Source organism: Planctomyces sp. SH-PL62 (genome assembly GCF_001610895.1).
GTDB lineage: Bacteria > Planctomycetota > Planctomycetia > Isosphaerales > Isosphaeraceae > Paludisphaera.
In genome coordinates, this window is sequence record NZ_CP011273.1 from 3,402,426 (window position 1) to 3,424,675 (window position 22,250).

A 22,250-nucleotide genomic window follows, 5' to 3' on the forward strand; every position below is an offset into this window, starting at 1 on the left:
GAGCACGATCAGCAGGGGGACCAACGGCGAGGAAGAAGAAGCGGAAGGGAACCGGAATTGCTTCGCTCTCTGACGAACACAGGGGAGCAAGCCATGGCGAAGAAGACCGGTGACGTCTCGATCGGCAAGTTCGACATCCTGGCGACGTACACCTACGCCAAGGGCCTGCTCGACGGCCTGGACGACAAGGAAGCCCGCGAGCGGGGTATGGTCGCGGCCGTCATGGGCGCGAAGGCCAAGCTCGGCAGGCCGGGCGGCACCGCGAAGGACTACCACGACGACAAGTCGGCCGCCGAGAAGAAGAAAAAGTCGACCATCACCGCGGCGTCGTTCGACAGGCAGGTGGCCGACAAGATGGGGCCGTACTTCGAGGAAACGTTCCTGCCCGCGCTGAAGAAGTTGGCCGTGGCGGGGTTGTCCTACGATGAGGTGAAACGCCTGATCCAAATCCCCCGGTTGTGGGGAGCGAAGATCAGCGGCGAGACGTTCAAGGAGCGGGCGGCGGCGCCGAGGTGACGAAAGGACGGAACGCATTGGAACGACACAATGGTCCCTGGACGATCCTGGATTCCGAAGAAGAGTATAAAGACGATTTCATCGAGGTCGTGCGTGATGACGTCCGTCGCCCCGACGGGCAACTTGGCGCTTACGCCACCGTGACGATGAAACCCGGCGTTGCGGTGCTCGTCGTGGACGAGGACGGCACGGTCGTCCTCACGCGGCAGTTTCGCTACGCCCTCGGACGGGACAGCGTCGAGGTTGTGAGCGGCGGCGTGGATGAGGGTGAAGAGCCGCTCGCGGCCGCACGTCGCGAAGCCAAAGAAGAGTTGGGAATCCAGGCTGAGCGCTGGGACGATCTGGGACGAATCGATCTGGACACGTCGATCGTCCGCTCCCCCGTGTCCTTGTTCATGGCCCGAGAACTGAGTTGGACGGAGACGGAGCAGGAAGGAACCGAGGAGATAGAGCCGGTCAAGGCCTCGTACGCCGAGGCCATCCGAATGATCGAAGACGGTACGATAATGCACGCCCCGACTTGCGTGCTCCTACTGAAGGCGAGAGCATTTGTGGAGTCTACGTCCGCCCACTGATCGTGCTTTCCGCCAGGCGGGAGACGAGGATCCGCCCGGCAGGTCTCGAGACGTGAGGGTCCATCGCTAGGAGGCCCGGACGCTCACCATGCAACAGCCCTGCCCCGGCTCCGGGCGCGGCCATTCCTTCTTCTCGGGAAAGTGGCCCGCCTCGAGGTAGGCCTTGATGTGCTCGGCGTCCTCGGCGGTCACGCCCTTCGCCACGGCGGCCGGTGCTGAGGTGGCCAGCCGCTCGGCCTCCGCGGGGTCCAGTCTCAGGCCGACCGTGGCGGCGTTGCGGAAGCCCGCGACCTCCGTCCACTTCGTCCGGCTCGGGATGCGGACGGTGAGCAGGGCTGCGACCACCGGACCATGGAACCCCGGCGACACCGATTCGAGGATTACGTCGTAAGCCATGGCGGCATTCTACCCGCCGGCGAGGAAGACGGCGAGGCGGGGTTGCGACCTGGCCGACCTGCTACAGAATGGGAGCCCCTTCCCATCCCCTCCATCCGAGTCCATGGATGGCGACGACCTTCGAGGGCTGATCGCCTTGGCGTGGCCGTTCGGCACCGGACCTCACGCGCCTGGTTCGGGGAGGTCTCGAGACGTTGAAATGAGGCCCTCCCCTTCGGCTGGGGCGGCAAGCGGTCGGAACGGCGACGACGTCAGGGAGAGTGGTGCCGCTTGGGCGGCTCCGGGGCCTGCACTCGTCAGCCTCTCCGGCGGTCGAGGAATCGAAGTTATGGCTGCGTGCAAGCCAAACAACCCACTCACTGCTTGCGCAAGCCGCGGCAATGGACGGGCCATCGCTCCGGGCCGGGGCGGACGTATAGGCCGAGTTCGGAAGTCTTCAGGTCTCCGGTCGTGGCGGCCCGCCTCTAAGATTCGGGAATATTCCATCCGTGATGCGGATGCAGGATTCAGTACGATGAGAGGGGGTGTCGGCTGGGCCTGTTGGGAGATGACTGCGCGAGGAGATCTCAAGGTCGAACGACCATCACGGATGCCCAGTGGTCCGGCCTCGGGCGATGGACGCGGGTCGTACGAGGGGGCGGACCGGCCGTGCCGAGGGCCGACGCGGGACACGAAAATGACCGACCATCCACATAGTATCGGGGATCTTCGATTCGTCGCGAGCGGGGCGGGCGCCGCCGTGATCCTGATCGGCGGATTGGTGCTGATGGGGTGGACGTTTGACGTCGCTCTGCTCAAGAGCCTCAGCCCCGATCTCACGGCCATGAACCCAGGCGGGACCGCTCTGGCCTTCATCCTGTCCGGCGTCTCGCTGCGGGCTCAGGCCCCGGCCGGCGCGACGCACCGACGACGCGCCCTCGGAGTCGCGTGCGCGGCTGGCGTCCTGCTAATCGGCCTGGCTCGCCTGGGGGGCTACCTGGCCGGTTGGGACGGGGGGCCCGATCAACTGCTCTTCCGCGCGGCCCTGGATCGGGAGGCCTACCGCGTCGGCCTACCCAATCGGATGTCGCCGAACACGGCCTCGGCGTTCGTGGCCGTTGGGCTGGCGTTGTCCCTGCTCGACGTAAAAACCCGTCGCCGCGATGTCCGCCCCGCCCAACTCCTGGCGCTCGCGGTGGGCATGATCGCGCTGCTGGCGTTGATCGGCTATGTTTACAGCGCCACCTCTTTGATGGGCGTCAGGCAGTTCATCCCGATGGCGCTGAACACCGCCATCGCGTTCGCGATCCTGAGCATCGGCATTCTCCACGCCCGTCCGGAGGCTGGGATGATGCGGGTCGTCACAAGCGCCGGCGCCGGCGGGATCATGGCGAGGCGGTTGTTGCCCGCGGCGATCCTGATCCCCGCGATCGTGGGCTGGACGAGTTGGCACCTCCAGCAGCGCGCGATCTGGGATCAGGTGGCGGGAATGTCCCTGTTCGTGCTGGGCAACATCGTCCTCTTCACGAGCTTGATCTGGTGGAACGCGGCGTCCCTCGAGCATATGGATCGCGAGCGTGCGCGGGCGGAGCGGCGCCTGAAACTCCAGTACACGGCGTCGCTCGCCCTGACGGGGTCGCCTCGGCTGGACGACGCCATGTTCGACCTCCTGCGGGCGATCGGCGAGCGCCTGGGCTGGTTGGAGGGGGGGCTCTGGCGCATCGACCCGCAGGCCGACGTGCTCCGCTGCACCGCCCTCTGGCACTCCCCGTCATTCCAGCCCGAGGAATTCGCGGCGCTCACCCGCCGCACGGCGTTCGCCCGAGGGGTCGGATTGCCGGGGCGCGTCTGGGCGAGCGGTCGACCGGCCTGGATTCCGGACGTCGTCAAGGACCCGAATTTTCCGAGGGCGCAGGCGGCCGCCCGCGAGGGGTTGCATGGCGCCTTCGGCTTCCCGGTCATCGTCGGCCGCGACGTCCTGGGCGTCGTCGAGATCTTCAGCGGAGAGATCCAGCAGCCCGACGACGAGCTCCTTCAGATTTTGACGGCCATCGGCGGCCAGGTCGGCCTGCTCATCAAGCGCAAGGAGGCGGAAGAGGCCCTGCGGCGGGGGGAGGAACGATTCCGGTCCCTGATCGAGGCCACGTCGGCGATCGTCTGGCACACCCGGCCGTCCGGACAGGTCGACGCGGAACAGCCGAGCTGGACCGAGTACACCGGCCAGACGTTCGACCAACTGAAGGGCACGGGCTGGCTCGAGGCCGTCCATCCCGACGACCGAGCGGAGACCGCCCGGGCATGGTCGGCGGCCATGGGCACCCGCTCGCTCTTTCAGATGGAACACCGGCTGCGACGGCGCGACGGCGTCTATCTTCACATGCTCGTCCGGTCCGTTCCGATCCTCGACGAACGGGGCGACGTCCGGGAATGGGTCGGGGTCCACATCGACATCGACGCCGAGAAGCGGGCCGAGGCCGCGCTACGGGAGGCTGAAGAGCGGGCTCGTCTGCTGCTCGAATCCTCGGGCGAGGGCATCTACGGGATCGACATGCAGGGCCTTTGCACCTTCATGAACCGGGCGGCGGCGGAGATGCTCGGCTACTCGACCGAGGAGGTGATCGGCCGTAACGCGCACGAGCTCTTCCACCACACCCGGCCCGACGGCTCTCCTTACGCGGTGGAAGACTGCCCGATCTATCGAAGCTTCAGGGTCGGGAAGGGGTGCCGGGTGGATGACGAGGTCCTGTGGCGACGGGACGGGGTTAATTTCCCAGCCGAGTACGCCTCGTTCCCGATCCGCGGGGTCGATGGTGAGATCAAAGGCGCGGTCGTCAACTTCACGGACATCACGGAGCGGAAACGAGTCGAGCGGGAGTTGATGCGGGCGAATCAGGCGGCCCAGGCGGCGACCCGGGCGAAGAGCGAGTTCCTGGCCAACATGAGCCACGAGATCCGGACGCCCCTGAACGGCATCGTCGGCATGACGGAGCTGGCCCTCGACACGGAGTTGTCGGCCGAGCAGCGGGAGTACCTCGAGATGGTGAAACTCTCGGCCGATCACCTGCTGAACGTCATCAACGACATCCTCGACTTCTCCAAGATCGAGGCCGGCAAGCTCGACCTGGAACTCGTCGAGTTCAACCTTCGCGACACCCTCGACGACACCGTGGCGACGCTCGCGCTGCGTGCCCACAAGAAAGGGCTGGAACTCGCCGATTACGTCGCGACCGACGTGCCGGACGCGCTGGTGGGCGACTCCCACCGCCTGCGCCAGGTGATCGTCAACCTGCTTGGCAACGCGATCAAGTTCACCGAGCAGGGGGAGGTGGTGCTCCGCGTCGAGGTCCAGTCGCAGACCGAGGAGGATGTGCACCTGCGCTTCGCCGTCATCGACACCGGCATCGGGATCGCGCCCGACCAGCGGCAGAGGCTCTTCCGGGCCTTCGCGCAGGCCGACACCTCGACCACCCGCAAATACGGCGGCACCGGGCTGGGCCTGGCGATCTCATCCAGGCTCGTGGAGATGATGGGCGGGACCATCGAGCTGGACAGCGCGGTCGGCCGTGGGAGCACCTTCCATTTCACGGTTTGCTTCGGCCGGGCGCGGGGGCCGGTCAAGCGGGCGACGCGGGCGGAGCCGGCCCAGGTTCACGGCCTGCCAGTCCTCGTCGTGGACGACAACGCCACGAACCGGCTCATTCTCCGAGAGATGCTCGCCCGATGGGGCATGAAGCCCAGGGTCGTCGAAGACGGCCGGCAGGCGCTGGCTGCGCTTGATGAGGCGCGTCGGTCCGGTTCGCCGTTCTCGTTGGTCCTGCTGGACGGCATGATGCCGGAGATGGACGGGTTCGCCCTCGCCGAGCGGATCCGCGAGGATCCGGGGCTGGTCGGCGCGACCTTGATGATGCTCTCGTCGGCCAATCGCCGCGAAGATGCGGCGCGGTGCAAGGAGCTGCATGTGGCCTCCTATCTGACGAAGCCCATCCGACAATCGACCCTCCTGGACGCCATCATGACCTCCCTCGGCCCGTCGCTGAAACTCGAAGGTCGCACCCCCTCGGCGTCTCGGCCTTCACCCGGGAAAAGCTCGCAATCGCTTCGGCTCCTCCTGGCCGAGGATAATGTGGTCAATCAGAGGCTGGCGGTCAGCCTCCTGGAGAAGCGGGGCCACCAGGTTCGAGTGGTCGGCAACGGTCGCGAGGCGCTTGCGGCCCTCGAGGGTCAATCGTTCGACGCCGTCTTGATGGACGTTCAGATGCCGGAGATGGACGGGTTCGAGGCGACCGCCGCGATCCGCTCCCGCGAGTCGGCGAGCGGGGGCCACACCCCGATAATCGCCATGACCGCCCACGCCATGAAAGGGGACCGCGAGCGTTGCCTCGCGGAGGGCATGGACGCTTACGTCGCCAAACCGTTACGGCCTCAGGAGCTGTTCGAGGTCCTGGAACACCTGAACCTCGCAGCCGCAGCCGCAGCCGAATCCGCGGCCGTCGAGTCTGCTCCCCCACCACCGGCTTTCGACCTCGCCGCGGCCCTCGGCCGCCTGGACGGGGACGTGGAGTTGATGAGGGAACTGGCCGGGCTCTTCCTTGACGAATGCCCTCGGCGGATGACGGAAATCCATGAAGCGATTCTCCATCGCGACGCAACAGGCCTCAAGAATGCGGCCCATACCCTGAGGGGGTCGGTAGCCAACTTTGGGGCCCCGGAGGCCACCGAAGCCGCGCATCGCCTGGAGGCCGCGGCGCGTGACCAGGGGTGGGCCGACGTCGGGCCGGCCTGGGCCGCCCTGGAACAGGCCATCGAGAGATTGACGCCGGCCCTCGCCGATCTCGGCCGGGCGGGCCTTACTTAACGGCGAAGTCGTCGACACGCGGCCCGCTCGGTCTCCCGTCCGTTGAGAGGAGGGGCGATGGCACGGGACTTTCGAGTAATCCGGGACGGGATGGCGGGGGTTCCGCCGGGCATGCCGGGGCTCTGGGCCGTGGCGTGCCTCGGCGGCGTGAGCCTCGAGCGCGGCGTCCCGATCGCTGAGATCCACGATTACATCAAGGAGCCCGACAACGTCGTCTGGTTGGACGTGAAGGACCCGGGGCCGTCGGAATTGGCCATGCTGATCGACGAGTTCGGCCTCCACCCTGTTGGGCTGGAGGCCGAGTCCCTGGGCCGACGACGTCCGAAGGTGGACGAGTTCAAAGGATACGCACTGCTGATCACCTGCGTGGCCGTGCCTGGGGACGATCCCAAGGTACTTCGGACCACCGAACTGGACCTGTGTCTCGGCCGGAATTTCGTGGTCTCCATCCACCGTGGCCGCGTCCCCGCCCTGGAGGAGGCGATGGCCCGCTGGATGCACGGCGGACCGAGGCTGCGCGAGGGGGTGGGCTTTCTTGTATTCGCGGTGATGGACGCCCTGGTCGCTTCCTTCGCCTCATTCCTGGCCGGCATCGAAGAGGACGTCGAAGAGATGGAGATCGCCGTATTCACCCGGTCGGACGAGGAGAGCGTGAGGACCCTGCTCCAGCTCAAGCGGAACCTCGCCGCGTTGCGACACGAACTCCAGTCTCTCCGGACGATCTTCGAGGTCTTGCTCCGTCGCGATCATCCGTTCTTCCCGGAGGGGGCGGAGGTGTATCTCCGGGACGTCTACGACCACCTTCTACGGATGCTCGACGTGCTGGAGGCCGGCCGCGAGAGGGCGGACGCCGCGATGGACGCAACGCTGGCCATCGGCTCCCACCGCCTGAACAAGACGATGAAGTCGCTGTCGCTCATCACCGTGGCGATGGCGGTCATCGGCTCGGTGTTCGGCGCCTACGGGATGAATTTCGAGGAGATGCCCCTCGCCAGGGCGCCGTGGGGCTTCTGGTTCGTCGCCGCGGGTACCATCGTCCTGGTCACGACGCCCTTGCTGATCGGGTGGTGGCGGAGGTGGTGGTGAGCGATGAGGTCGCGGAGCCATGGCCGCGTAAAGGGCCGGGCAGGCACCCTGCAGGGCCATTTTTACATCCTGAGAGGGGACTTTCATGCATGTCCTAATCGCGGATGATGACCCCGTCTCGAGGCGGCTGTTGCAGAGCTATCTGCAGAAATGGGGATACGAGGTGACGGCGGCGAAGGACGGGGCCGAGGCGTGGAACCTCTTCGTCGGCGGCAACTACCCGATGATCATCACCGACTGGATGATGCCGGAACTGGACGGGGCGGCGCTAATCCGACGAGTCCGATCGGCCGATCGGCCCAGCTATGTGTACACGATGCTCGTCACTGCGAAATCCGAGAAGGAAGACCTGGTCGAAGGCATGGAAGCCGGAGCCGACGACTTCCTGACCAAGCCGTTCGATCGGGACGAGCTCCGGGTCCGGTTGCGTGCCGGAGAAAGGATCATCCGCCTGGAGGAAGACGTGCGTGAAGCCAAGGTGGCGTTGATAGAGACGGAAAAACTCGCGAGCCTAGGCCGCCTCGCGGCGGGGGTGGCCCACGAGATGAACAACCCGCTCGCCTTCGTCGTCAACAACCTGGCGGTCCTCCGCCGCGACGTCCTGGACGCCATGCGTGTGCTGGATAAATACCGGGAATGGCAAAGCTCCCTGGCGCGGGCGGAGCCGGAACTCGCCGCCGAGGCGGCCCGCCTGGAGGAGGAGATCGATCTGCCTTACCTCCAGGGGAATCTCCCCCAACTCTTCGAGAGTTCAGCCGAGGGCCTGAGACGCGTCCGCGCGATCGTTCAGAATCTGCGCGACTTCGCCCGCCTGGATGAGGCGGAATTCAAGCAAGTCGACGTGAACGCCGCCCTCCGATCCACCCTGGAAGCCCTCCGTCACGAGATCTACAAGAAAGCGGTCCGCGTGGAAACCGCCTTTCAAGAGTTGCAGCCGATGTTGTGCCACGCCGGCAAGATCAATCAGACATTCTTGAATATTCTGCTCAACGCCATTCAGGCCTCCGAGCGCGAGGGGCTGGTCGAGGTCCGTACCCGGCCCGACGGGGGGGCTGCCGTGCTGGTGGAGATCGAAGACCACGGCACTGGGATCCGCCCCGAGGACCTGCCGCACATCTTCGAGCCCTTCTTCACCACGAAGCCGGTGGGCGCCGGCACTGGCCTGGGGCTCTCAGTCAGCTACGGAATCGTCAAGGACCAGGGCGGTACGATCGAAGTCGAGAGCGACGTAGGCCGTGGCAGCCTCTTCCGCGTCCGGCTCCCTCTCCATCCTCCGCAGGCAGACGCCGGCTCGGGGTCGATGACCGTGCAATGAGCCAGTCCGGCGAGCCGATCCTAGGATGACGATAAGATGGCAGGGTGGTGAGCTCACGAAGACCCACAGGCAATAGACAGAATACTTTGTGCAAAGATGAATCCGCACACGGTGCACGCGATCGATTGGGGCACCCGGTCCACTGATGACACTTGAGGATGTTCGCCCGGAACCCGGTTCCGACGGCAGCAGATTTGCGGGGTGTCCAAAGTTTGCTTCGCCTCGTCTTGCAAGGAATTAGGTCGCGGCCGAGGGCCATCAGGACGAGGATTGAGTTGTTGGATACAGAAGTTGCAGCGGGGAGTCCAATGCCATTCGAGGAACCGCCGGAGGACGGGATCAACGAGCCGAAATTCACGATCAACGCGTTCATGCGCTATCTGTCGGCGAACGCATCCGGCCGCGAAGCGATCACGTTGCAGCAGAAGTACCCCAGCGCTTACCAGGCGGTCTACTACGACGCTGCGTCGGACGTCCTCAGGCGTTACATCGACTCGGGCATGGGCGATGATGCGATCTTGGACGAGGGGATCGCCGCGATCAGGGCCGCATCGACGGAGGATAAAGGCCCGCACAACATCCGCGCGAACGTCGAGGTGGTCGAGGCTTTCCGCGACCGACGTCCCAAGCTCAGTTTCGGCGGGCTCTCCCCTTCAACCTCTCCGGGACCACAGATGAGCCTGGTCATCGCCGGAGTCGAACTGGTCATCCAACCGGAGATCCTGTTGGAGGGCGTAATCGACGGCGAGATGCGCGGGGGCGCCGTGAAGTTCTACTTCTCGAAAGGCCACCCGCTGACCAGCCCTGCCGCGTCCTATGGCGCGTTACTGCTCCAACGATACTGCGAGGCAAACCTGCCGGACCGGGCGACCGTCCAGAACAGGCAGTGCATCATTTGCGACGTACGCGTCGGGGAAGTCCATCACTCGCCGGAAGCGACCGTACGCCGGGAGCGGGAGATCGAGGCGGCCTGCGCGGAGATCGCGGTCAGGTGGCCAGCGACATCCCCGCCAGGGAGGCCATAGCTCAAACTCCGCTCAGAAGCACGTCTTCAACCCGATTGAGCGGATGTTCTCCATGCTCAAGGCCTGGCTGCGGTCGGCGAAGGCGCGGACGGTCGACGGCCTGATCGGGGCGGTGGGCGACGCCCTGCCGACGTCCTGGGCTGGTTCCGCCATCGCGGATCTCACGCCCAGCGGTCAAGCGATACACCCGACGAGAAACCGCTCTAGAGCCAACGGGGCACGGATGGAGGGGCTCGATGCGCCATGCAGGTCGAGCACTTGAGAGGAGCGGCCCGTCGAATCCCCGCACCTACGGAAATTAGGATTGAATCGCCCGATCTCGGCAGTCCGGACCCAAGGAATGAAGTGTTGAGAGACGAGTCACGGGGCGCTCCGGGCGTCATACATCCGATCGCGTGAGGCGGTCGAATCCTCCGTAGGCGTCGCGCCTGGACGTGCGGTGACGCCCGAGGTACGGGCCGGCCGCCCGGCCGTCGCCGCCGACGTTGGGCGGTCGGAAGTTCTGGCGATTCGAACAGTGCTTCGACACGCGTAGAGGTTCGGCCAGGTCAAGCCGCCGCGGAATCTCTGCACTTCCCCCGACTTTATTCGTTGATCGGCCTGTTCGTTGAGGATCCTCAGTCTCGGCCGCCGAACCGACCAGGGGCCACGGGAAAAAACGGGGGCAGCCCGGCCGCGGCTGGGCACCCGCACTCAGTTCACCGCCCCCGCGTCCGGACGCGGATGTCGCCGTCGGCGAGGATGGCGGCCACGAGGAGGCAGCCGTTGAAGTAGGCCGGGTTCCGCTTGTTCCTCGCGTTCGAGTTCAAGCGCGGCCGCCTCCCGTCTGGGGCCTCGTCGGCGGGCGGAGGACGAATTCCATCCCGGCGCCTCGGCCGGCGTCCGCAGCGCGGCGGCCTCGACGACGGAGAGGGCCTCGGGGCCGTCGACGCCGAACCGCTCGGCGGCGTCGCCCGCGGCGGTCGTCGGGACGTGCGGCGTCGTCGCCCCGGGCGCCGTCGACCCGGTGTCGGTCCAGCTCGTCCTGCACCGCGCGGGCGCACGCGGCGAAGGCGGCGCGGGCCCTCCGCTCGAACGCCCCGGCCTCGGCGTGCGGGTCGGGCTCGGGCAGCTCGACCTCCAGCCCGCAGGTCGCGCCGAGCGACCCGTCGTCCGGCAGGCCGACCTTCTTGCTGTATCCGACCGCGATCTTCATGGGCGTCGAGGTCCTCCGGGTGATGGATCGAGGTCAGTGGCCGGGTCGGACCTCCAGGTCGGAGCTGTCCCGGGGCGACTTCCTGGAGCCGCAGCCCCGGGATCGAGCGTAGGGGCGAGGCGACGAGCCTGGACCGCCTCCGGTCGCGACGCAGGGCCGCGACCAGGCGGCCCGTCCGCATCCTGGCGTCGGCCAGGGCTTGGTGGAGAGTCTCGGCACTCTTCGAGTGCGGACGCGACGCCGCCGGCCGTCCCCTCCAGAACAGGCCCCGGCAAGGCCTTCGGGGTGAGGCCGCCGACGAGGGGCGAGGTCTTCTTCGTCGCGATCGTCTCGACCAGCGGGCCGGCGCGGGCGGGCTTGACGACCACGGCGTCCTCGGACGGGCCGACCGCCGACTCCTTCGACAGGGGTTGCCAGGCGAACGACCGGAGGCCGTCGCGGCAGAGAGGCCGGGCCTCCGGGCCTAAGAGGCGGACCTCGCCAGAGCCGAGGCGGACCGCCCTCGCCAGGTGCTCGCGGTCCGTGTGCAGCCGGACCGGCTCGCCCGTGTAGCGTGAGCGGGCCAGCACCAGCTCGGTCGGCGGGACGTGCGGGCCTGCACGGCGACGCGGCCGTTGCAGTCGAGGGTCGCGGGGGCGTGGGGCTCGTCGCCGCTGGGGAGGCTGTCGATCGCCCCGGCCAGGAACGCGGCGTCCGCCGGGTCGATTGCCAGCCGCGTCGAGGCCGAGCCCGCGTCGGGCACGGCGTGCTCGACGCGGGGGAAGCGGGCGTCGGCCTCGATGGACGGATGCAGCGTCCAGGCCCCGGCCCGCAGCGTGACGTGGGTTTCGGTCCGGCCGATCGCGACGGGGGCGTCGCGCGGCAGGCCCTTGCACGCGAACAGCGGGACGGTCCGCACGAGGAGGTCGTCTTCCCAGGGCGGGCCGAAGCCGCCCTGGACGAGCATCTGCCGGCCGTCGGTGGCGAGCACCTCGGACGTCGAGCCTCTCAGAAGGATGCAGTCGAGGGCGTGGCGGGCCGACCGCTCACCGGCCGTCGCGGCGGCCTCGGCCAGGGCCTCTGGTACTACAGTTGTAACCGCTGACTACAGCCTGGCCAAAGAAACCATCGGGCGGTTGACATCGTAGTACAGGTATGAGGCCGACAGGAACTGCTCCGGAACTGGAACGTCGCCGCACCCGGGCCGTCGAGTTGATGAAGCAGGGCGAGTCCCCCACCGTCATCGCTCGTATCCTGGGGGTTCGCCGCCGCTCGCTGTACCGATGGAAGAAGATGGCCCGGGCCACCCCCGAGGGGCTCGCTGCCAGGCCGCATCCCGGACCCAGGCCCCGGCTCACCGCCGAGCAACTCCGGGAGTTGGGGACGCTCCTTCGGCAGGACGGCTGGCCCAATGCCCTGTGGACGGCCCAACGGGTCGCCGAGATGATCCGCCGCCACTTCGACGTCGAGCACGTCCGCAAGATCCTCCGACGCCGGCTCGGCTGGAGCAGCCAGGTACCGCAGGCGAAGGCCAAACAACGCAACGTCGAGAAGATCGACCGCTGAAGGCGTAAGGAACTGCCCGGGATCATCGAACGGGCTCAGGGACGGAAGGCCCACCTGGTTTTCCTCGACGAGTCGGGCTTCCAGATGACCCCGGTGGTCCGCCGCACTTATGCCCCCAAGGACGAGACGCCGACGTCGAGGCGTTCCACCGCAAAGGCAAGGTGTCGGCGATCAGCGCCGTGACCGTCAGAGCGGCCCGCAAGCGGTGCGGGCTGAGATATCGACTCCTGCCGGATAACGCCAACGCCCACGGCGAGGACACGTTGTCGTTCCTGGCCGGATTGCGGCGTCGGCTGAAAGGCCCGATGACGATCCTCTGGGACCGGAGCAACAACCACCAACGCTGCGGCCTGGTGAAGAAGTACCTGGCGAAGCATCCCGAGATCGTCACCGAGGAGTTCCCCGGCTACGCCCCAGAGCCAACCCGGACGAGGGGGTATGGGGCTGGACGAAGTACCATCCGCTGCCCAACTTCGCCCCGGAGGGCTTGGGGGAGTTGCGGTCTCGATTGGAGGGTGAACTGTCGTCACTGAGTAAGCGAGGAGACCTCCTGGCCTCCTTCATCCGGCATGCCGAGATCCCGCTCCGCTTATAGAGTATGTTTCTTTGTCCAGGCTGGACTCAGTAGGGGCCGCGCCGTCGCGCTTCACGAAGTCGACGACGTCCACGCCGGGGGGCAGCTGGATCGGCCCCTGGTTGAGCCGCATCACCAGGTAGCCCACCTGGTCGGCCTTGGCCCTGGCCTCGGCCTCGGTCACCTTCCCGATGGTGAAGTAGCGGCGCCTGCCCTGGTAGAGGAACTGGCCGCACCAGCCGTTGCCCTTCTTCTCGATGGTCGCCATGGGTGTCGCCCCACGCCGTCGCAACGCATCCGCCGGGTTTATCGAAGAATCACCGAAGACCGCCCCTTGACGCACCCGGATATCGTTGTAAGTCCAATGCCGGCGGTGGGAGTCGAACCCACACGGGCGTTCCCGCCCAGAGGATTTTAAGTCCCCAGCGTCTGCCGTTCCGCCACGCCGGCGGGCGCGGGGGCGAAGATCGTTCGGGAGCGGAGGGGGTGGGATTCGAACCCACGGAAGGTGTGACCCTTCTACGGTTTTCAAGACCGTCCCAATCGACCACTCTGGCACCCCTCCGAACGCCTCGCGCGCCTTGGTTCAATTACTGGCTGGCCTCGTCGATGATGTCTTCGGCCACGTAGATGGGGACGTCGACGGCGACGGCCAGGGCGATGGCGTCGCTCGGCCGGGAATCGACCTCGATCGTCTCCCCCTCCTGGCGGATCCTCAGCTTGGCGAAGTACGTGTGGTTGCGGAGCTCGCTGATGTAGATGTCCTGCAGTTCGCCCCCCAGCGACTCGATCGTGCTGGCCAGCAGGTCGTGCGTCAGCGGTCGCACGGTCGGCTGGTTCTTGACGCGGCGGTCGATGCTCGTGGCCTCGAAGATGCCGATCACGATCGGGAACATACGCTCGCCGTCGACTTCCTTGAGGAAGATGATATGTTGATCGCTGTTCTCATTGATGATGATCCGCATGAGATCCATCTGGACCGGCACGGCACCCACCCCTTCCTCTCGCCTCGCCCGCCGCGACGTTCCGGCCTCGGCCCCCCGCGACGACGTCCGCGACGGGCTGATCTGATGGTATCGGGCCCGCGGCGCGTCGTCAACGCGCCGCGGGCCGGTCGTTTCAGGACGATTCCAGGAGGGCCGCGACGGACGCCCGCTGCGCCTCCAGCTCGGCCAGCTTGGCCCGCGAGGCGGCCACGACGTCGGCCGGGGCCCGGGAGGTGAAGCCGTCGTTGGAGAGCTTGCCGCGCAGCGGGTTGATCTGCTTGTCGAGGTCGGCGAGGCCCTTCCGGAGCTTGGCCCGCTCGGCCTCCTTGTCGATCAGCCCTTCCAGCGGCAGGACGACTTCGGCGTCGGCCAGGACGACCACGGCGGAATCGGCCGGGCGAGGCTCGCCGTCGGCGCCGACGGCGACCGTCCCGGCCCCGGTGAGGGCCTTGATGAACTCTTCACCGAGGCGAAGGCGGTCGGCCGTGATCCCTTCGGCGATGATCCGGGGGGCGATCTTGGCGTCCTTGGGGACGTTGCGCTCGGCCCTCAGGTTGCGAATCGCCTGGATCTTCTCCTTCCACTGGTCGACCGTGGCGCGGGCCTCGGCGTCTTCCAGGCCCTTCGGGGCCGGCCAGGCGGCGATGCAGGCGTTCGGCTCGGCGGGGGAGGGGAGGGGGACGCCTCGACTCGGGGCCAGCTCGCCGAGCGGGGCCCAGATCTGCTCGGTCAGGAACGGCATGAACGGGTGCAGGAGCCGGCAGAGGGAGTCCAGGACCGCCGCGGCGGTGCGCTGGGCGACCGGGCGGGTTTCGGGGTCGCGGAGCCGGCCCTTGACGAACTCGACGTACCAGTCGCAGAACTCGCCCCAGGAGAACTCGCGGAGCCGCTTGGCGGCCTCGGCGAACCGGAAGGAGTCGAGGTCGGCGGTCGTCGCGGCGACGGTGGCGTCGAGCTCGGCGAGAATCCAGCGGTCCTCGACCGGCAACGCGGCCACGTCGACCGGTGCGGGCTCGTAGCCTTCCAGGTTCATCATGACCAGGCGGGCGACGTTCCAGATTTTGTTGCCGAAGTTCCGCCCCTGCTCGAACCGGTCCGAGGTGTTGATCTCGCGGCCGTCGGGGAGTTTGAGCTTCTCGACGGGCATCCGCAAGTCCTGGGTCTCGGTCGCGCCGGCGGCCAGGGTGTAGCGGAGGGCGTCGGCCCCGTAGGCCTCAATGATGTCGACCGGGTCGACGCCGTTGCCGGCCGACTTGGACATCCGCTTGCCGTGGCCGTCCTGGATCACCGGGTGGATGTAGACGTCGCGGAACGGGACCTGGCGCATGTTGAACTGGCCGAAGATCACCATCCGGGCGACCCAGAGCGTGATGATGTCGCGCGCCGTGGAGAGGACGCTCGTCGGGTAGAACTTGCCCAGCTCGGGGGTCTGCTCGGGCCATCCCAGGGTGGAGTGGGGCCAGAGGGCCGAGCTGAACCAGGTGTCCAGCACGTCGGGGTCCTGCGTCAACTCGTGGCCCGCGCCCAGGGCGTCGGCGTTCAGGTCGTGCTCGGCGCAGATGAGCCAGCCGCCGGATTCGGCCTCGGCCCACGCCACGTCGGGACGGCCGCCGAAGGCGAGTTCCAGGTCGTCGGCGGAGCAGGTGGAGCAGTGCCAGATGGGGATGCGGTGTCCCCACCAGAGCTGTCGGCTGATGCACCAGTCGCGCTTCTCGGCGAGCCAGTCGATGTAGCTCTTGGCGTAGCGTTCGGGCGTGATCCTGACCTGGGCCGAGGTCACGGCGTCGATGGCCTGCTGGGCGAACCCGGGCGAGCCGTCGGGGTCGTCGGCCATGCGGACGAACCACTGGTCGGACAGGTAGGGCTCGATGGGCGTCTTGCTGCGGTCGGAGAAGTTGAGCCGGACGTTGTAGGGCTCGTCCTTCACCAGCAGGCCGGCGGCCTCCAGGTCGGCGACGACCCGCTTGCGCACCACGACGCGATCGAGGCCGGCGTACTTCGGCCCGGCGTTCTCGTTGTAGGTGCCGTCCGGGTTCAGCAGGTTGATCATCGGCAGGCCGTGGCGACGGCCCGTCTGGTAGTCGTTCGGGTCGTGCGCGGGGGTGACCTTCACGCAGCCGGTGCCGAACTTGGGGTCGACGAGGATCGCATCGCCGACGATCGGGATCCGACGGCCGGTCAGCGGCAGTTCCAGCTCCTGGCCGATCAGGTGCTTGTAGCGCGGGTCCTCGGGATGGACGGCGACGGCCGTGTCGCCGAGCATCGTCTCGGGCCGGGTCGTGGCGACGTGGAGCGCCTCGCCCGAGGCCGAGCCGGCGACCGGGTACTTGATGGTCCAGAGCTTGCCGGGTTTGTCCTCGTAGTAGATCTCGTCGTCGGCGACGGCCGTGCGGAGCTGCACGTCCCAGTTGACGAGCCGCTTGCCCCGGAAGATCTTCCCCGCCTTGAACAGGTTGAAGAAGGTGCGCCGGACGGCCCGCGAGCAGACCTCGTCGAGCGTGAACCGGGTGCGTTCCCAGTCGCACGAGCAGCCCATCAGGCGGAGCTGGCCGAGGATCCGCTGCTCGTACTCGTCCTTCCAGGCCCAGATCATCTCGACGAGGGCCTCGCGGCCGACGTCGTGGCGGGTGAGCTTGCGCTCTTCCAGCAGCCTTCGCTCGACGACCGCCTGGGTGGCGATGCCGGCGTGGTCGGTGCCGGGCATCCAGAGGCAGTCATACCCTTGCATCCGCCGCCAGCGGACCAGGACGTCCTGCAACGTGTTGTTGAGCGCGTGGCCGAGGTGGAGCGCCCCGGTGACGTTCGGCGGCGGGATGACGATGCAGTACGGCGGCCTGTCGCTCGCCGGGTCGGCGTGGAAGTACCCCCGCTCCAGCCAGACCTTGTACCAGCGGTCCTGGGCGTCCTTGGGATCGTACTGCTTGGGGATGTCGTTGATGTTCATGCGGTCGAAAATCAGGGTTTGGGAGTTGGTTCGATCGGGGGGAGCATGTCTTTGGCGGCGATCCGGCCGACCTCGCGACCGGCCAGCACCACGGGGGCCGGCTCGCTCTCGGCGAAGCTCGCATGTCGGGCGTAGCCGGCGTCGCGGCCGGAGCCCTTCGGTTCGGAGAAGACGTCGAGCTTGCGGCCGTCTACGTCGAGGACCCAGTAGATCGGCACGTCGGCCGAGGCGTACAGACTCGTCTTGTCGCGATAGTCGGCCGTCCGCGAGCTGGCGCAGATTTCCACGATCAGGGCGGCCTCGGAGGTCGCCGGCGGCTCGGGGCGGAAGTCGTCCTCGGAGCCGGGGACGACGGCCACGTCGGGCTCGGGGATGCTCGACCGGCCGTGCCGCATCGATTTCTCCTCTCGGGCGTGGAAGCCCGGGGGGAGCATCGCGCGGAGGAGCTTGGTCGTCCGGGCGACGGCGTAGTTATGAGGTTCGTGCTTGGTGATGCGATAGATCCGGCCTCGCAGCAGCTCGACGTCGACGTCGTCGGGGATGATCCCGGCCGCGATCATCCGCCAGACCTGGTCGGCCGTGAACCGGTACGGGCGGCGGCCCGCGTCGACGGCCTCCGTCGGGACTTGCGGCTGCGTTTCCGTCGCCATCGTCGCGTCCTCCGTCAGCGGGCCGTCGCCGCTTCGGGCCGGGCGGGCCGGGCCGGGCGGGCGTCCTTGGAGAGCTTGTATTCGAAGGCGTCGAGGAGGGCCAGCCAGCTCGCCTCGATGACGTTCTCGGAGACGCCGATGGTCCCCCAGACGGCGTCCTGGTCGGAGCTTTCGATGACCACGCGGACCCTCGCGGCGGTCCCGGCGACGGCGTTGATCACGCGCACCTTGTAGTCGACCAGGTGCATCGACCGCAGGCCGGGGAAGTGGTGCTCCAGGGCCTTGCGAAGCGCGTTGTCGAGGGCGTCGACCGGGCCGTCCCCCTCGCCGACGGTGTGCTCGAGGACCTCGCCGACCTGGAGCTTGACGGTCGCCTCGGTGAGCGACGCGCCGTCGCCGACGCCGGCCACGCTGACGCGGAAGCCCCGGCTCTGGAAGGCCTCGCGATGCCGATCGGCGAGCTTCTCGACCAGCAGCACGAACGACGCCTCGGCCGCCTCGAACTGGTAGCCTTCGTTCTCCAGGTCCTGCACCCGGTCGAGCACCCGGGCCAGCAGCTCCTGGTCCTGGTCCAGGTCGTGCTCGGCCAGCTTCTCGGCGATGTTCGACTTGCCGGACAGCTCGCTGACGAGGATCCGGCGCTCGTTGCCGACGGTCGCCGGGTCGATGTGCTCGTAGCTCGACGCCAGCTTGCGGACGCCGTGGACGTGCATCCCCCCCTTGTGGGCGAACGCGCTCGACCCCACGAACGCCTGGCCCGGCCGGAAGTTCATGTTGGCCGTCTCGTAGACGTACCGAGAGACCTCGGTCAGCCTCGCCAGCTTGCCCTCCGACAGGGCGGAGTATTCCGGGTACTTCAGCGACAGGTTGGCGATCACGCTGCAAAGGTCGGCGTTGCCGCAACGCTCGCCCAGGCCGTTGATCGTCCCCTGAACCTGGGTCGCCCCCCGGCGCACCGCCGCCAGGGCGTTGGCCACGGCCAGATCGCCGTCGTTGTGGGTGTGGATGCCCAGCGGCGTCCGGACCTCCCGGGCCACCGCCGCCACCGCCTCGGCGACTTCCTCGGGGAGCGAGCCGCCGTTGGTGTCGCACAGGGTGATCCAGGCCGCGCCGGAGTCGGCCGCCTTGCGGATCGTCTCCAGGGCGTAGTCCGGGTTCCGGCGATAGCCGTCGAAGAAGTGCTCGGCGTCGTAGACGACCTCGGGGACGTTCGCGACCAGGAACGCGACGGAGTCGCCGATCATCCGGAGGTTCTCCTCCAGCGAGACTCCCAGGACCGCTCGGGCGTGCAGGTCCCACGTCTTGCCGACGACCGTGACGACCGGCGTCCCGGCCGCGACCAGGGCCTTCATCCCCGTGTCGTCCTCGGCCGCGATGTCGCGCCGGCGGGTCATCCCGAACGCCGCGATCCGGGCGTGCTCCAGCGGCAGGTCGCGCACGGCGCGGAAGTAGGCGGCGTCCTTGGGGTTGGAGAGGGGATAGCCCCCCTCGACGAAGTCGACCCCCAGCTCGTCCAGCTTGGTCGTGATCAGCAACTTGTCCTGGAGCGAGAAATTGACCCCCTCGCCCTGGCTGCCGTCGCGCAAGGTCGTGTCGTAGATCGCAATTCGCGTCATCGCCGTCCCATCGCTTCGTTCCGACCTGCGGCGGGAGCCGCCTCCGGGATTCCCATAGCCCAAGCACGGCATTCTAGCACAACCGCCGCCGGGCTGGACATACGGACGCCACGGCCGCCGGGCGGGTTCGTGAGGCCGCGCGTCCCGGCCGTGGGAGCCTTTCGGGGGCAGGGGGATCGGGCCGACGTCGGACCTGGACGCCTGCCGCTGAATTAAATCTTGCCCGCGAGATTGGCCGCGACCGTGACGATCTCGGCGGGTTCGACGGGCTTCGCCACGTGGATCTGGTATCCGGAGAGGAGGACCCGCCTCCTGTCCTCGGGGCGGGCGTACGCCGTCAGCGCGACGGCCGGCGTGCGGCCGCGGCCGGAGTCCGCCTCCAGCTTGCGGAGCCGCTTCATGAGCTCGAAGCCGTCGACTCCGGGCATCCCGATGTCGCTCACGATCACGTCGTACTCGCCGGCCTCGTAGGCCTCGAGCGCCTCTTCCGCCGAGCCGACGGTGGTCACGCTCGCCCGACAGTCCTCGAAGACGCGTTGCATCATGTCGCGGGCGTCCCCCTCGTCGTCCACGACGAGCAGCCGGACCCCGGAGAGGTCGAGCATGTCCCCGTGATCCTGGTCGTGACCGTCCGGGCGGGTGGGATGCACGGACCCCTGGCGGGACGCCCGGGAGACGGCCCGCAAGGGGAGCGACACCACGAACACCGCGCCCCGGCCGGCCCCGTCGCTCCTCGCGTACACCGTCCCGCCGTGAAGCTCGACGACGTGCCGCACGATCGAGAGGCCCAGGCCGAGGCCGCCGTGCTTGCGATTGGACGTGGCGTCCTCCTGCCGGAACCGATCGAAGAGGTGCGGCAGGAACTCGGGCTCGATCCCCTGGCCCGTGTCCGAGACGCTCACCTCGACGTGCGAGTCGACGCGCTCCAGGAGGACCTGGATCCGGCCGTCGCGCGGGGTGAACTTCACGGCGTTGGACAGGAGGTTCCAGAAGACCTGCTGGAGGCGGACCGAGTCTCCGGAGACCGCGACGTCGGTGAGGGAGTCGAACAGGCGTTCGAGCCGGACCCCCTTCGCCTGCGCCGCGGGGGAAATGGTGTCCACGGCGGCGGCCAGGACGCTCCCGAGGTCGAGGGACTGGACGTCGAGCCGCAGCTTGCCGGAGACGATGCGGGAGACGTCCAGGAGGTCCTCGATCATGTTGGCCTGGGCCCGGGCGTTCCGCTCGATGACCTCGCCGGCCTTGCCGACGGTCTCGGGATCCTGGGTGCGTCGGAGGATCTGGGTCCAGCCGATGATCGCGTTCAGGGGCGTCCGCAGTTCGTGGGACAACGTCGCCACGAACTCGTCTTTCAGGCGGCTGATGCGCTCGGCCGCCGTACGGGCGGCCCGCTCGCTCGCGATCGTCGCCTCCTTCTCCGCGTCGCCCCTCCTGAGCTCTCGGTTCTCCTTGGAGTGGTCGCTCGCCCGGGTCAGCAGCACCTCGACCAGGTCCCTCCTGAGGTCGGCCGCCGCGACGGCCTCGTTGGGGGTCCACGGCCGGCCGCGGCCCCGGACCACCTCTTTCCAGAGGGCGAACGATCCGCGGGGGCTGAGTCGGGCCTCGCCTTCGCCCTTCGTGACGCTCTTCGTGGGATCGCCCGCCCAGTCCACCTCCCGAACCTGCTCGGGACGGAACCACATGACCCAGTCGTCCTTCCCCAACCGCAGGGCCAGGAGGCCGGCGGCGACCGCGCCTTGGGCGTCGAGCCCCACGGCCCTCCCGAGGCGGTCCGTGGAGAAGACTCCCCCCTCGGCCATCGACCCGAGGCGGTCGCGGATGTGGAGGACGTCCTCCGCGGCCGGCGTCAGGCCCACCCGGCTCACCGACCCCCCGATGACCACGGCCGCGCCGCCCGCCTCGATGAAGTCGAGCAGCGTCGGGGCGATTTCCGTCAGGGCGAGCCCCACGTCCTGCGCCCGCGAGGCCCGATCGGCGAGCGACCGCCTGACCGCGCGCATCCGCTCGTCGTAGCTCTTCTCCTCCTCCTGCTCGCGGGAGACGAACTGCATCGACATGACCTGGCCCAGGATCTCGCAGGCCGTGCGCACGTCGTAGGGGACGTAGCGGGGCGAATAGTGGTGGCAGGCGACGAGACCCCAGAGCCGCCCCTCCTTCAGGAGCGAGATCGACATCGAGGCGCCGACTCCCATGTTCCTCAGGTACTCGATGTGGATCGGCGAGACGCTCCTCAGGACGGCGTGCCCGAGGTCGAGAGGTTCCGGGGAGTCGGGGCCGGAAGGGGGCAGGATCGGCACCGGGGAGTAGTCCCGGTCGGCGATGAATCGCAACCAGTTCTTGACGTAGAGCTCACGCGCCTGGCTCGGGATGTCCGACGCCGGATAATGAAGCCCCACGAAGGGCTCCAGGTCCGTCCGCTTCTCCTCGGCGACCACGACGCCGTTCCATTCGTCGTCGAAGCGGTAGACCATCACGCGGTCGAACCCGGAGAGCGCGCGGACTCGTCGGGCGCAGGCCTGGTACATGTCCGCGAGCGACGACGCCTTCGAGAGGGCCTTGATGGAGCTCTGCGTCGACCGATAGAGATCCATCACCGCCCGGCCTTCCGTGCGGACCGCCGGCTCGAGCTCGAGGATGAAGCACTCGCCCGCGCGATGGACGATGGCGTCGAAAGCCTCGTCGACCCCCCGCGGGCGGAGCGTGAACAGGTAGCCCGGGACGTCGTCCTCGGAAAGTTGGGAGATCGTCTCCTGCAGCTTCGCGAAATCCGACGGCTCGAAGAAGTCCGAAAGCGGCTTCCCAATGGCCTCCGCCGCCCCCATCCCGAAGAAACGCTCGATGTTCAAGCTTGCGTGGGTGACTGCGAGATCGGTCGAACAGGTCGCGATGAGCCCTCCGTGCGGCTGGATGGCCCCGGGGACGCGGATCGGTTCTCGGTCACAGTTCGTCAGGTTGGTCTCGGCCTGTCCTTCGGGCACGCTTCAATTCTCCCG

Annotated in this window: 18 protein-coding genes and 2 tRNA genes; 8 read left to right on the forward strand and 12 right to left on the reverse strand. The window is 67.8% G+C overall.

Features of this window, described 5'->3' with window-relative positions:
* Nucleotides 1-93 precede the first annotated feature (93 nt).
* Together VT85_RS13190 and VT85_RS13195 are read left to right on the forward strand one after the other, a co-directional pair.
* Nucleotides 94-516, forward strand: a complete 423-nt coding sequence (locus VT85_RS13190; RefSeq protein WP_068415802.1) for a hypothetical protein — start codon at nucleotides 94-96, stop codon at nucleotides 514-516.
* 17 nt (nucleotides 517-533) lie between these two features.
* The gene (locus VT85_RS13195) at nucleotides 534-1,091 is read left to right on the forward strand and encodes an NUDIX hydrolase (RefSeq protein WP_068415805.1); all 558 of its coding nucleotides are present in this window, start codon (nucleotides 534-536) and stop codon (nucleotides 1,089-1,091) included.
* Nucleotides 1,092-1,157: 66 nt separating this feature from the next.
* On the opposite strand, the gene VT85_RS13200 is transcribed toward VT85_RS13195, so the two are convergent.
* Nucleotides 1,158-1,487, reverse strand: coding sequence for a hypothetical protein (locus tag VT85_RS13200; protein WP_156512854.1), 330 nt, complete (start codon nucleotides 1,485-1,487; stop codon nucleotides 1,158-1,160).
* Nucleotides 1,488-2,163: 676 nt separating this feature from the next.
* On the opposite strand from VT85_RS13200, the gene VT85_RS13205 reads away from it, so the two are divergent.
* From VT85_RS13205 to VT85_RS13220, 4 genes are all read left to right on the forward strand, one after another.
* Nucleotides 2,164-6,321 (forward strand): response regulator, encoded by a 4,158-nt coding sequence (locus VT85_RS13205; RefSeq protein ID WP_068415813.1) that lies wholly within the window; start codon nucleotides 2,164-2,166, stop codon nucleotides 6,319-6,321.
* A gap of 57 nt (nucleotides 6,322-6,378) precedes the next feature.
* Complete coding sequence (locus VT85_RS13210; protein WP_082858580.1) at nucleotides 6,379-7,407, forward strand: magnesium transporter CorA family protein; 1,029 nt, start codon at nucleotides 6,379-6,381, stop codon at nucleotides 7,405-7,407.
* 85 nt (nucleotides 7,408-7,492) lie between these two features.
* Nucleotides 7,493-8,722, forward strand: a complete 1,230-nt coding sequence (locus tag VT85_RS13215; protein ID WP_068415818.1) for a response regulator — start codon at nucleotides 7,493-7,495, stop codon at nucleotides 8,720-8,722.
* 308 nt (nucleotides 8,723-9,030) lie between these two features.
* The gene (locus tag VT85_RS13220; RefSeq protein ID WP_068415821.1) at nucleotides 9,031-9,747 is read left to right on the forward strand and encodes a hypothetical protein; all 717 of its coding nucleotides are present in this window, start codon (nucleotides 9,031-9,033) and stop codon (nucleotides 9,745-9,747) included.
* 12 nt (nucleotides 9,748-9,759) lie between these two features.
* Here VT85_RS13220 and VT85_RS29865 read toward each other — a convergent pair whose 3' ends face one another.
* The 3 genes from VT85_RS29865 to VT85_RS13230 all read right to left on the reverse strand — a co-directional run bounded on the left by VT85_RS29865 (nucleotide 9,760) and on the right by VT85_RS13230 (nucleotide 11,912).
* Nucleotides 9,760-9,900, reverse strand: coding sequence for a hypothetical protein (locus VT85_RS29865; RefSeq protein ID WP_156512855.1), 141 nt, complete (start codon nucleotides 9,898-9,900; stop codon nucleotides 9,760-9,762).
* Between the two features lie 652 nt (nucleotides 9,901-10,552).
* Complete coding sequence (locus tag VT85_RS13225) at nucleotides 10,553-10,942, reverse strand: hypothetical protein (RefSeq protein ID WP_068415824.1); 390 nt, start codon at nucleotides 10,940-10,942, stop codon at nucleotides 10,553-10,555.
* A 463-nt stretch (nucleotides 10,943-11,405) separates the two neighbouring features.
* Nucleotides 11,406-11,912 carry a hypothetical protein gene (locus VT85_RS13230; protein ID WP_068415827.1) on the reverse strand — a complete coding sequence of 169 codons (507 nt, stop codon included), beginning with the start codon at nucleotides 11,910-11,912 and terminating at the stop codon, nucleotides 11,406-11,408.
* A 164-nt stretch (nucleotides 11,913-12,076) separates the two neighbouring features.
* Here VT85_RS13230 and VT85_RS13235 point away from each other — a divergent pair, with 164 nt between their 5' ends.
* On the forward strand, nucleotides 12,077-12,487 hold the full coding sequence (locus VT85_RS13235; protein WP_082858581.1) for a helix-turn-helix domain-containing protein: 411 nt from the start codon (nucleotides 12,077-12,079) through the stop codon (nucleotides 12,485-12,487).
* Between the two features lie 179 nt (nucleotides 12,488-12,666).
* Complete coding sequence (locus tag VT85_RS27645) at nucleotides 12,667-13,020, forward strand: hypothetical protein (RefSeq protein ID WP_156512856.1); 354 nt, start codon at nucleotides 12,667-12,669, stop codon at nucleotides 13,018-13,020.
* 27 nt (nucleotides 13,021-13,047) lie between these two features.
* Here VT85_RS27645 and VT85_RS13240 read toward each other — a convergent pair whose 3' ends face one another.
* The 8 genes from VT85_RS13240 to VT85_RS13275 form a co-directional block, all read right to left on the reverse strand.
* Nucleotides 13,048-13,329, reverse strand: coding sequence for a hypothetical protein (locus VT85_RS13240; RefSeq protein ID WP_068415833.1), 282 nt, complete (start codon nucleotides 13,327-13,329; stop codon nucleotides 13,048-13,050).
* 97 nt (nucleotides 13,330-13,426) lie between these two features.
* Nucleotides 13,427-13,511: transfer RNA gene (locus VT85_RS13245), tRNA-Leu, on the reverse strand.
* Between the two features lie 28 nt (nucleotides 13,512-13,539).
* A tRNA-Ser gene (locus VT85_RS13250) sits at nucleotides 13,540-13,626 on the reverse strand.
* A 25-nt stretch (nucleotides 13,627-13,651) separates the two neighbouring features.
* Entirely contained in the window at nucleotides 13,652-14,047 is a 396-nt protein-coding gene (locus VT85_RS13255) for a bifunctional nuclease family protein (protein ID WP_197491278.1), read from the reverse strand.
* Nucleotides 14,048-14,180: 133 nt separating this feature from the next.
* The gene (locus VT85_RS13260) at nucleotides 14,181-16,991 is read right to left on the reverse strand and encodes a valine--tRNA ligase (RefSeq protein WP_068415837.1); all 2,811 of its coding nucleotides are present in this window, start codon (nucleotides 16,989-16,991) and stop codon (nucleotides 14,181-14,183) included.
* Nucleotides 16,992-17,002: 11 nt separating this feature from the next.
* Nucleotides 17,003-17,641, reverse strand: a complete 639-nt coding sequence (locus VT85_RS13265; RefSeq protein WP_068415840.1) for a Uma2 family endonuclease — start codon at nucleotides 17,639-17,641, stop codon at nucleotides 17,003-17,005.
* A gap of 14 nt (nucleotides 17,642-17,655) precedes the next feature.
* Nucleotides 17,656-19,257 (reverse strand): citramalate synthase, encoded by a 1,602-nt coding sequence (gene cimA / locus VT85_RS13270; protein WP_068415842.1) that lies wholly within the window; start codon nucleotides 19,255-19,257, stop codon nucleotides 17,656-17,658.
* A gap of 212 nt (nucleotides 19,258-19,469) precedes the next feature.
* Nucleotides 19,470-22,235 (reverse strand): ATP-binding protein, encoded by a 2,766-nt coding sequence (locus VT85_RS13275; RefSeq protein WP_068415845.1) that lies wholly within the window; start codon nucleotides 22,233-22,235, stop codon nucleotides 19,470-19,472.
* Between the last annotated feature and the right edge of the window lie 15 nt (nucleotides 22,236-22,250).

What these genes read in the sequence shown, in the direction of transcription:
- VT85_RS13190 (WP_068415802.1), top strand. Translation starts at nt 94, where the DNA reads ATGGCGAAGAAGACCGGTGACGTCTCGATCGGCAAGTTCGACATCCTG.
- VT85_RS13200 (WP_156512854.1), bottom strand. Translation starts at nt 1,487, where the DNA reads ATGGCTTACGACGTAATCCTCGAATCGGTGTCGCCGGGGTTCCATGGT.
- VT85_RS13205 (WP_068415813.1), top strand. Translation starts at nt 2,164, where the DNA reads ATGACCGACCATCCACATAGTATCGGGGATCTTCGATTCGTCGCGAGC.
- VT85_RS13210 (WP_082858580.1), top strand. Translation starts at nt 6,379, where the DNA reads ATGGCACGGGACTTTCGAGTAATCCGGGACGGGATGGCGGGGGTTCCG.
- VT85_RS13215 (WP_068415818.1), top strand. Translation starts at nt 7,493, where the DNA reads ATGCATGTCCTAATCGCGGATGATGACCCCGTCTCGAGGCGGCTGTTG.
- VT85_RS13220 (WP_068415821.1), top strand. Translation starts at nt 9,031, where the DNA reads ATGCCATTCGAGGAACCGCCGGAGGACGGGATCAACGAGCCGAAATTC.
- VT85_RS29865 (WP_156512855.1), bottom strand. Translation starts at nt 9,900, where the DNA reads ATGGCGGAACCAGCCCAGGACGTCGGCAGGGCGTCGCCCACCGCCCCG.
- VT85_RS13225 (WP_068415824.1), bottom strand. Translation starts at nt 10,942, where the DNA reads ATGAAGATCGCGGTCGGATACAGCAAGAAGGTCGGCCTGCCGGACGAC.
- VT85_RS13235 (WP_082858581.1), top strand. Translation starts at nt 12,077, where the DNA reads ATGAGGCCGACAGGAACTGCTCCGGAACTGGAACGTCGCCGCACCCGG.
- VT85_RS13240 (WP_068415833.1), bottom strand. Translation starts at nt 13,329, where the DNA reads ATGGCGACCATCGAGAAGAAGGGCAACGGCTGGTGCGGCCAGTTCCTC.
- VT85_RS13260 (WP_068415837.1), bottom strand. Translation starts at nt 16,991, where the DNA reads ATGAACATCAACGACATCCCCAAGCAGTACGATCCCAAGGACGCCCAG.
- VT85_RS13265 (WP_068415840.1), bottom strand. Translation starts at nt 17,641, where the DNA reads ATGGCGACGGAAACGCAGCCGCAAGTCCCGACGGAGGCCGTCGACGCG.
- cimA (WP_068415842.1), bottom strand. Translation starts at nt 19,257, where the DNA reads ATGACGCGAATTGCGATCTACGACACGACCTTGCGCGACGGCAGCCAG.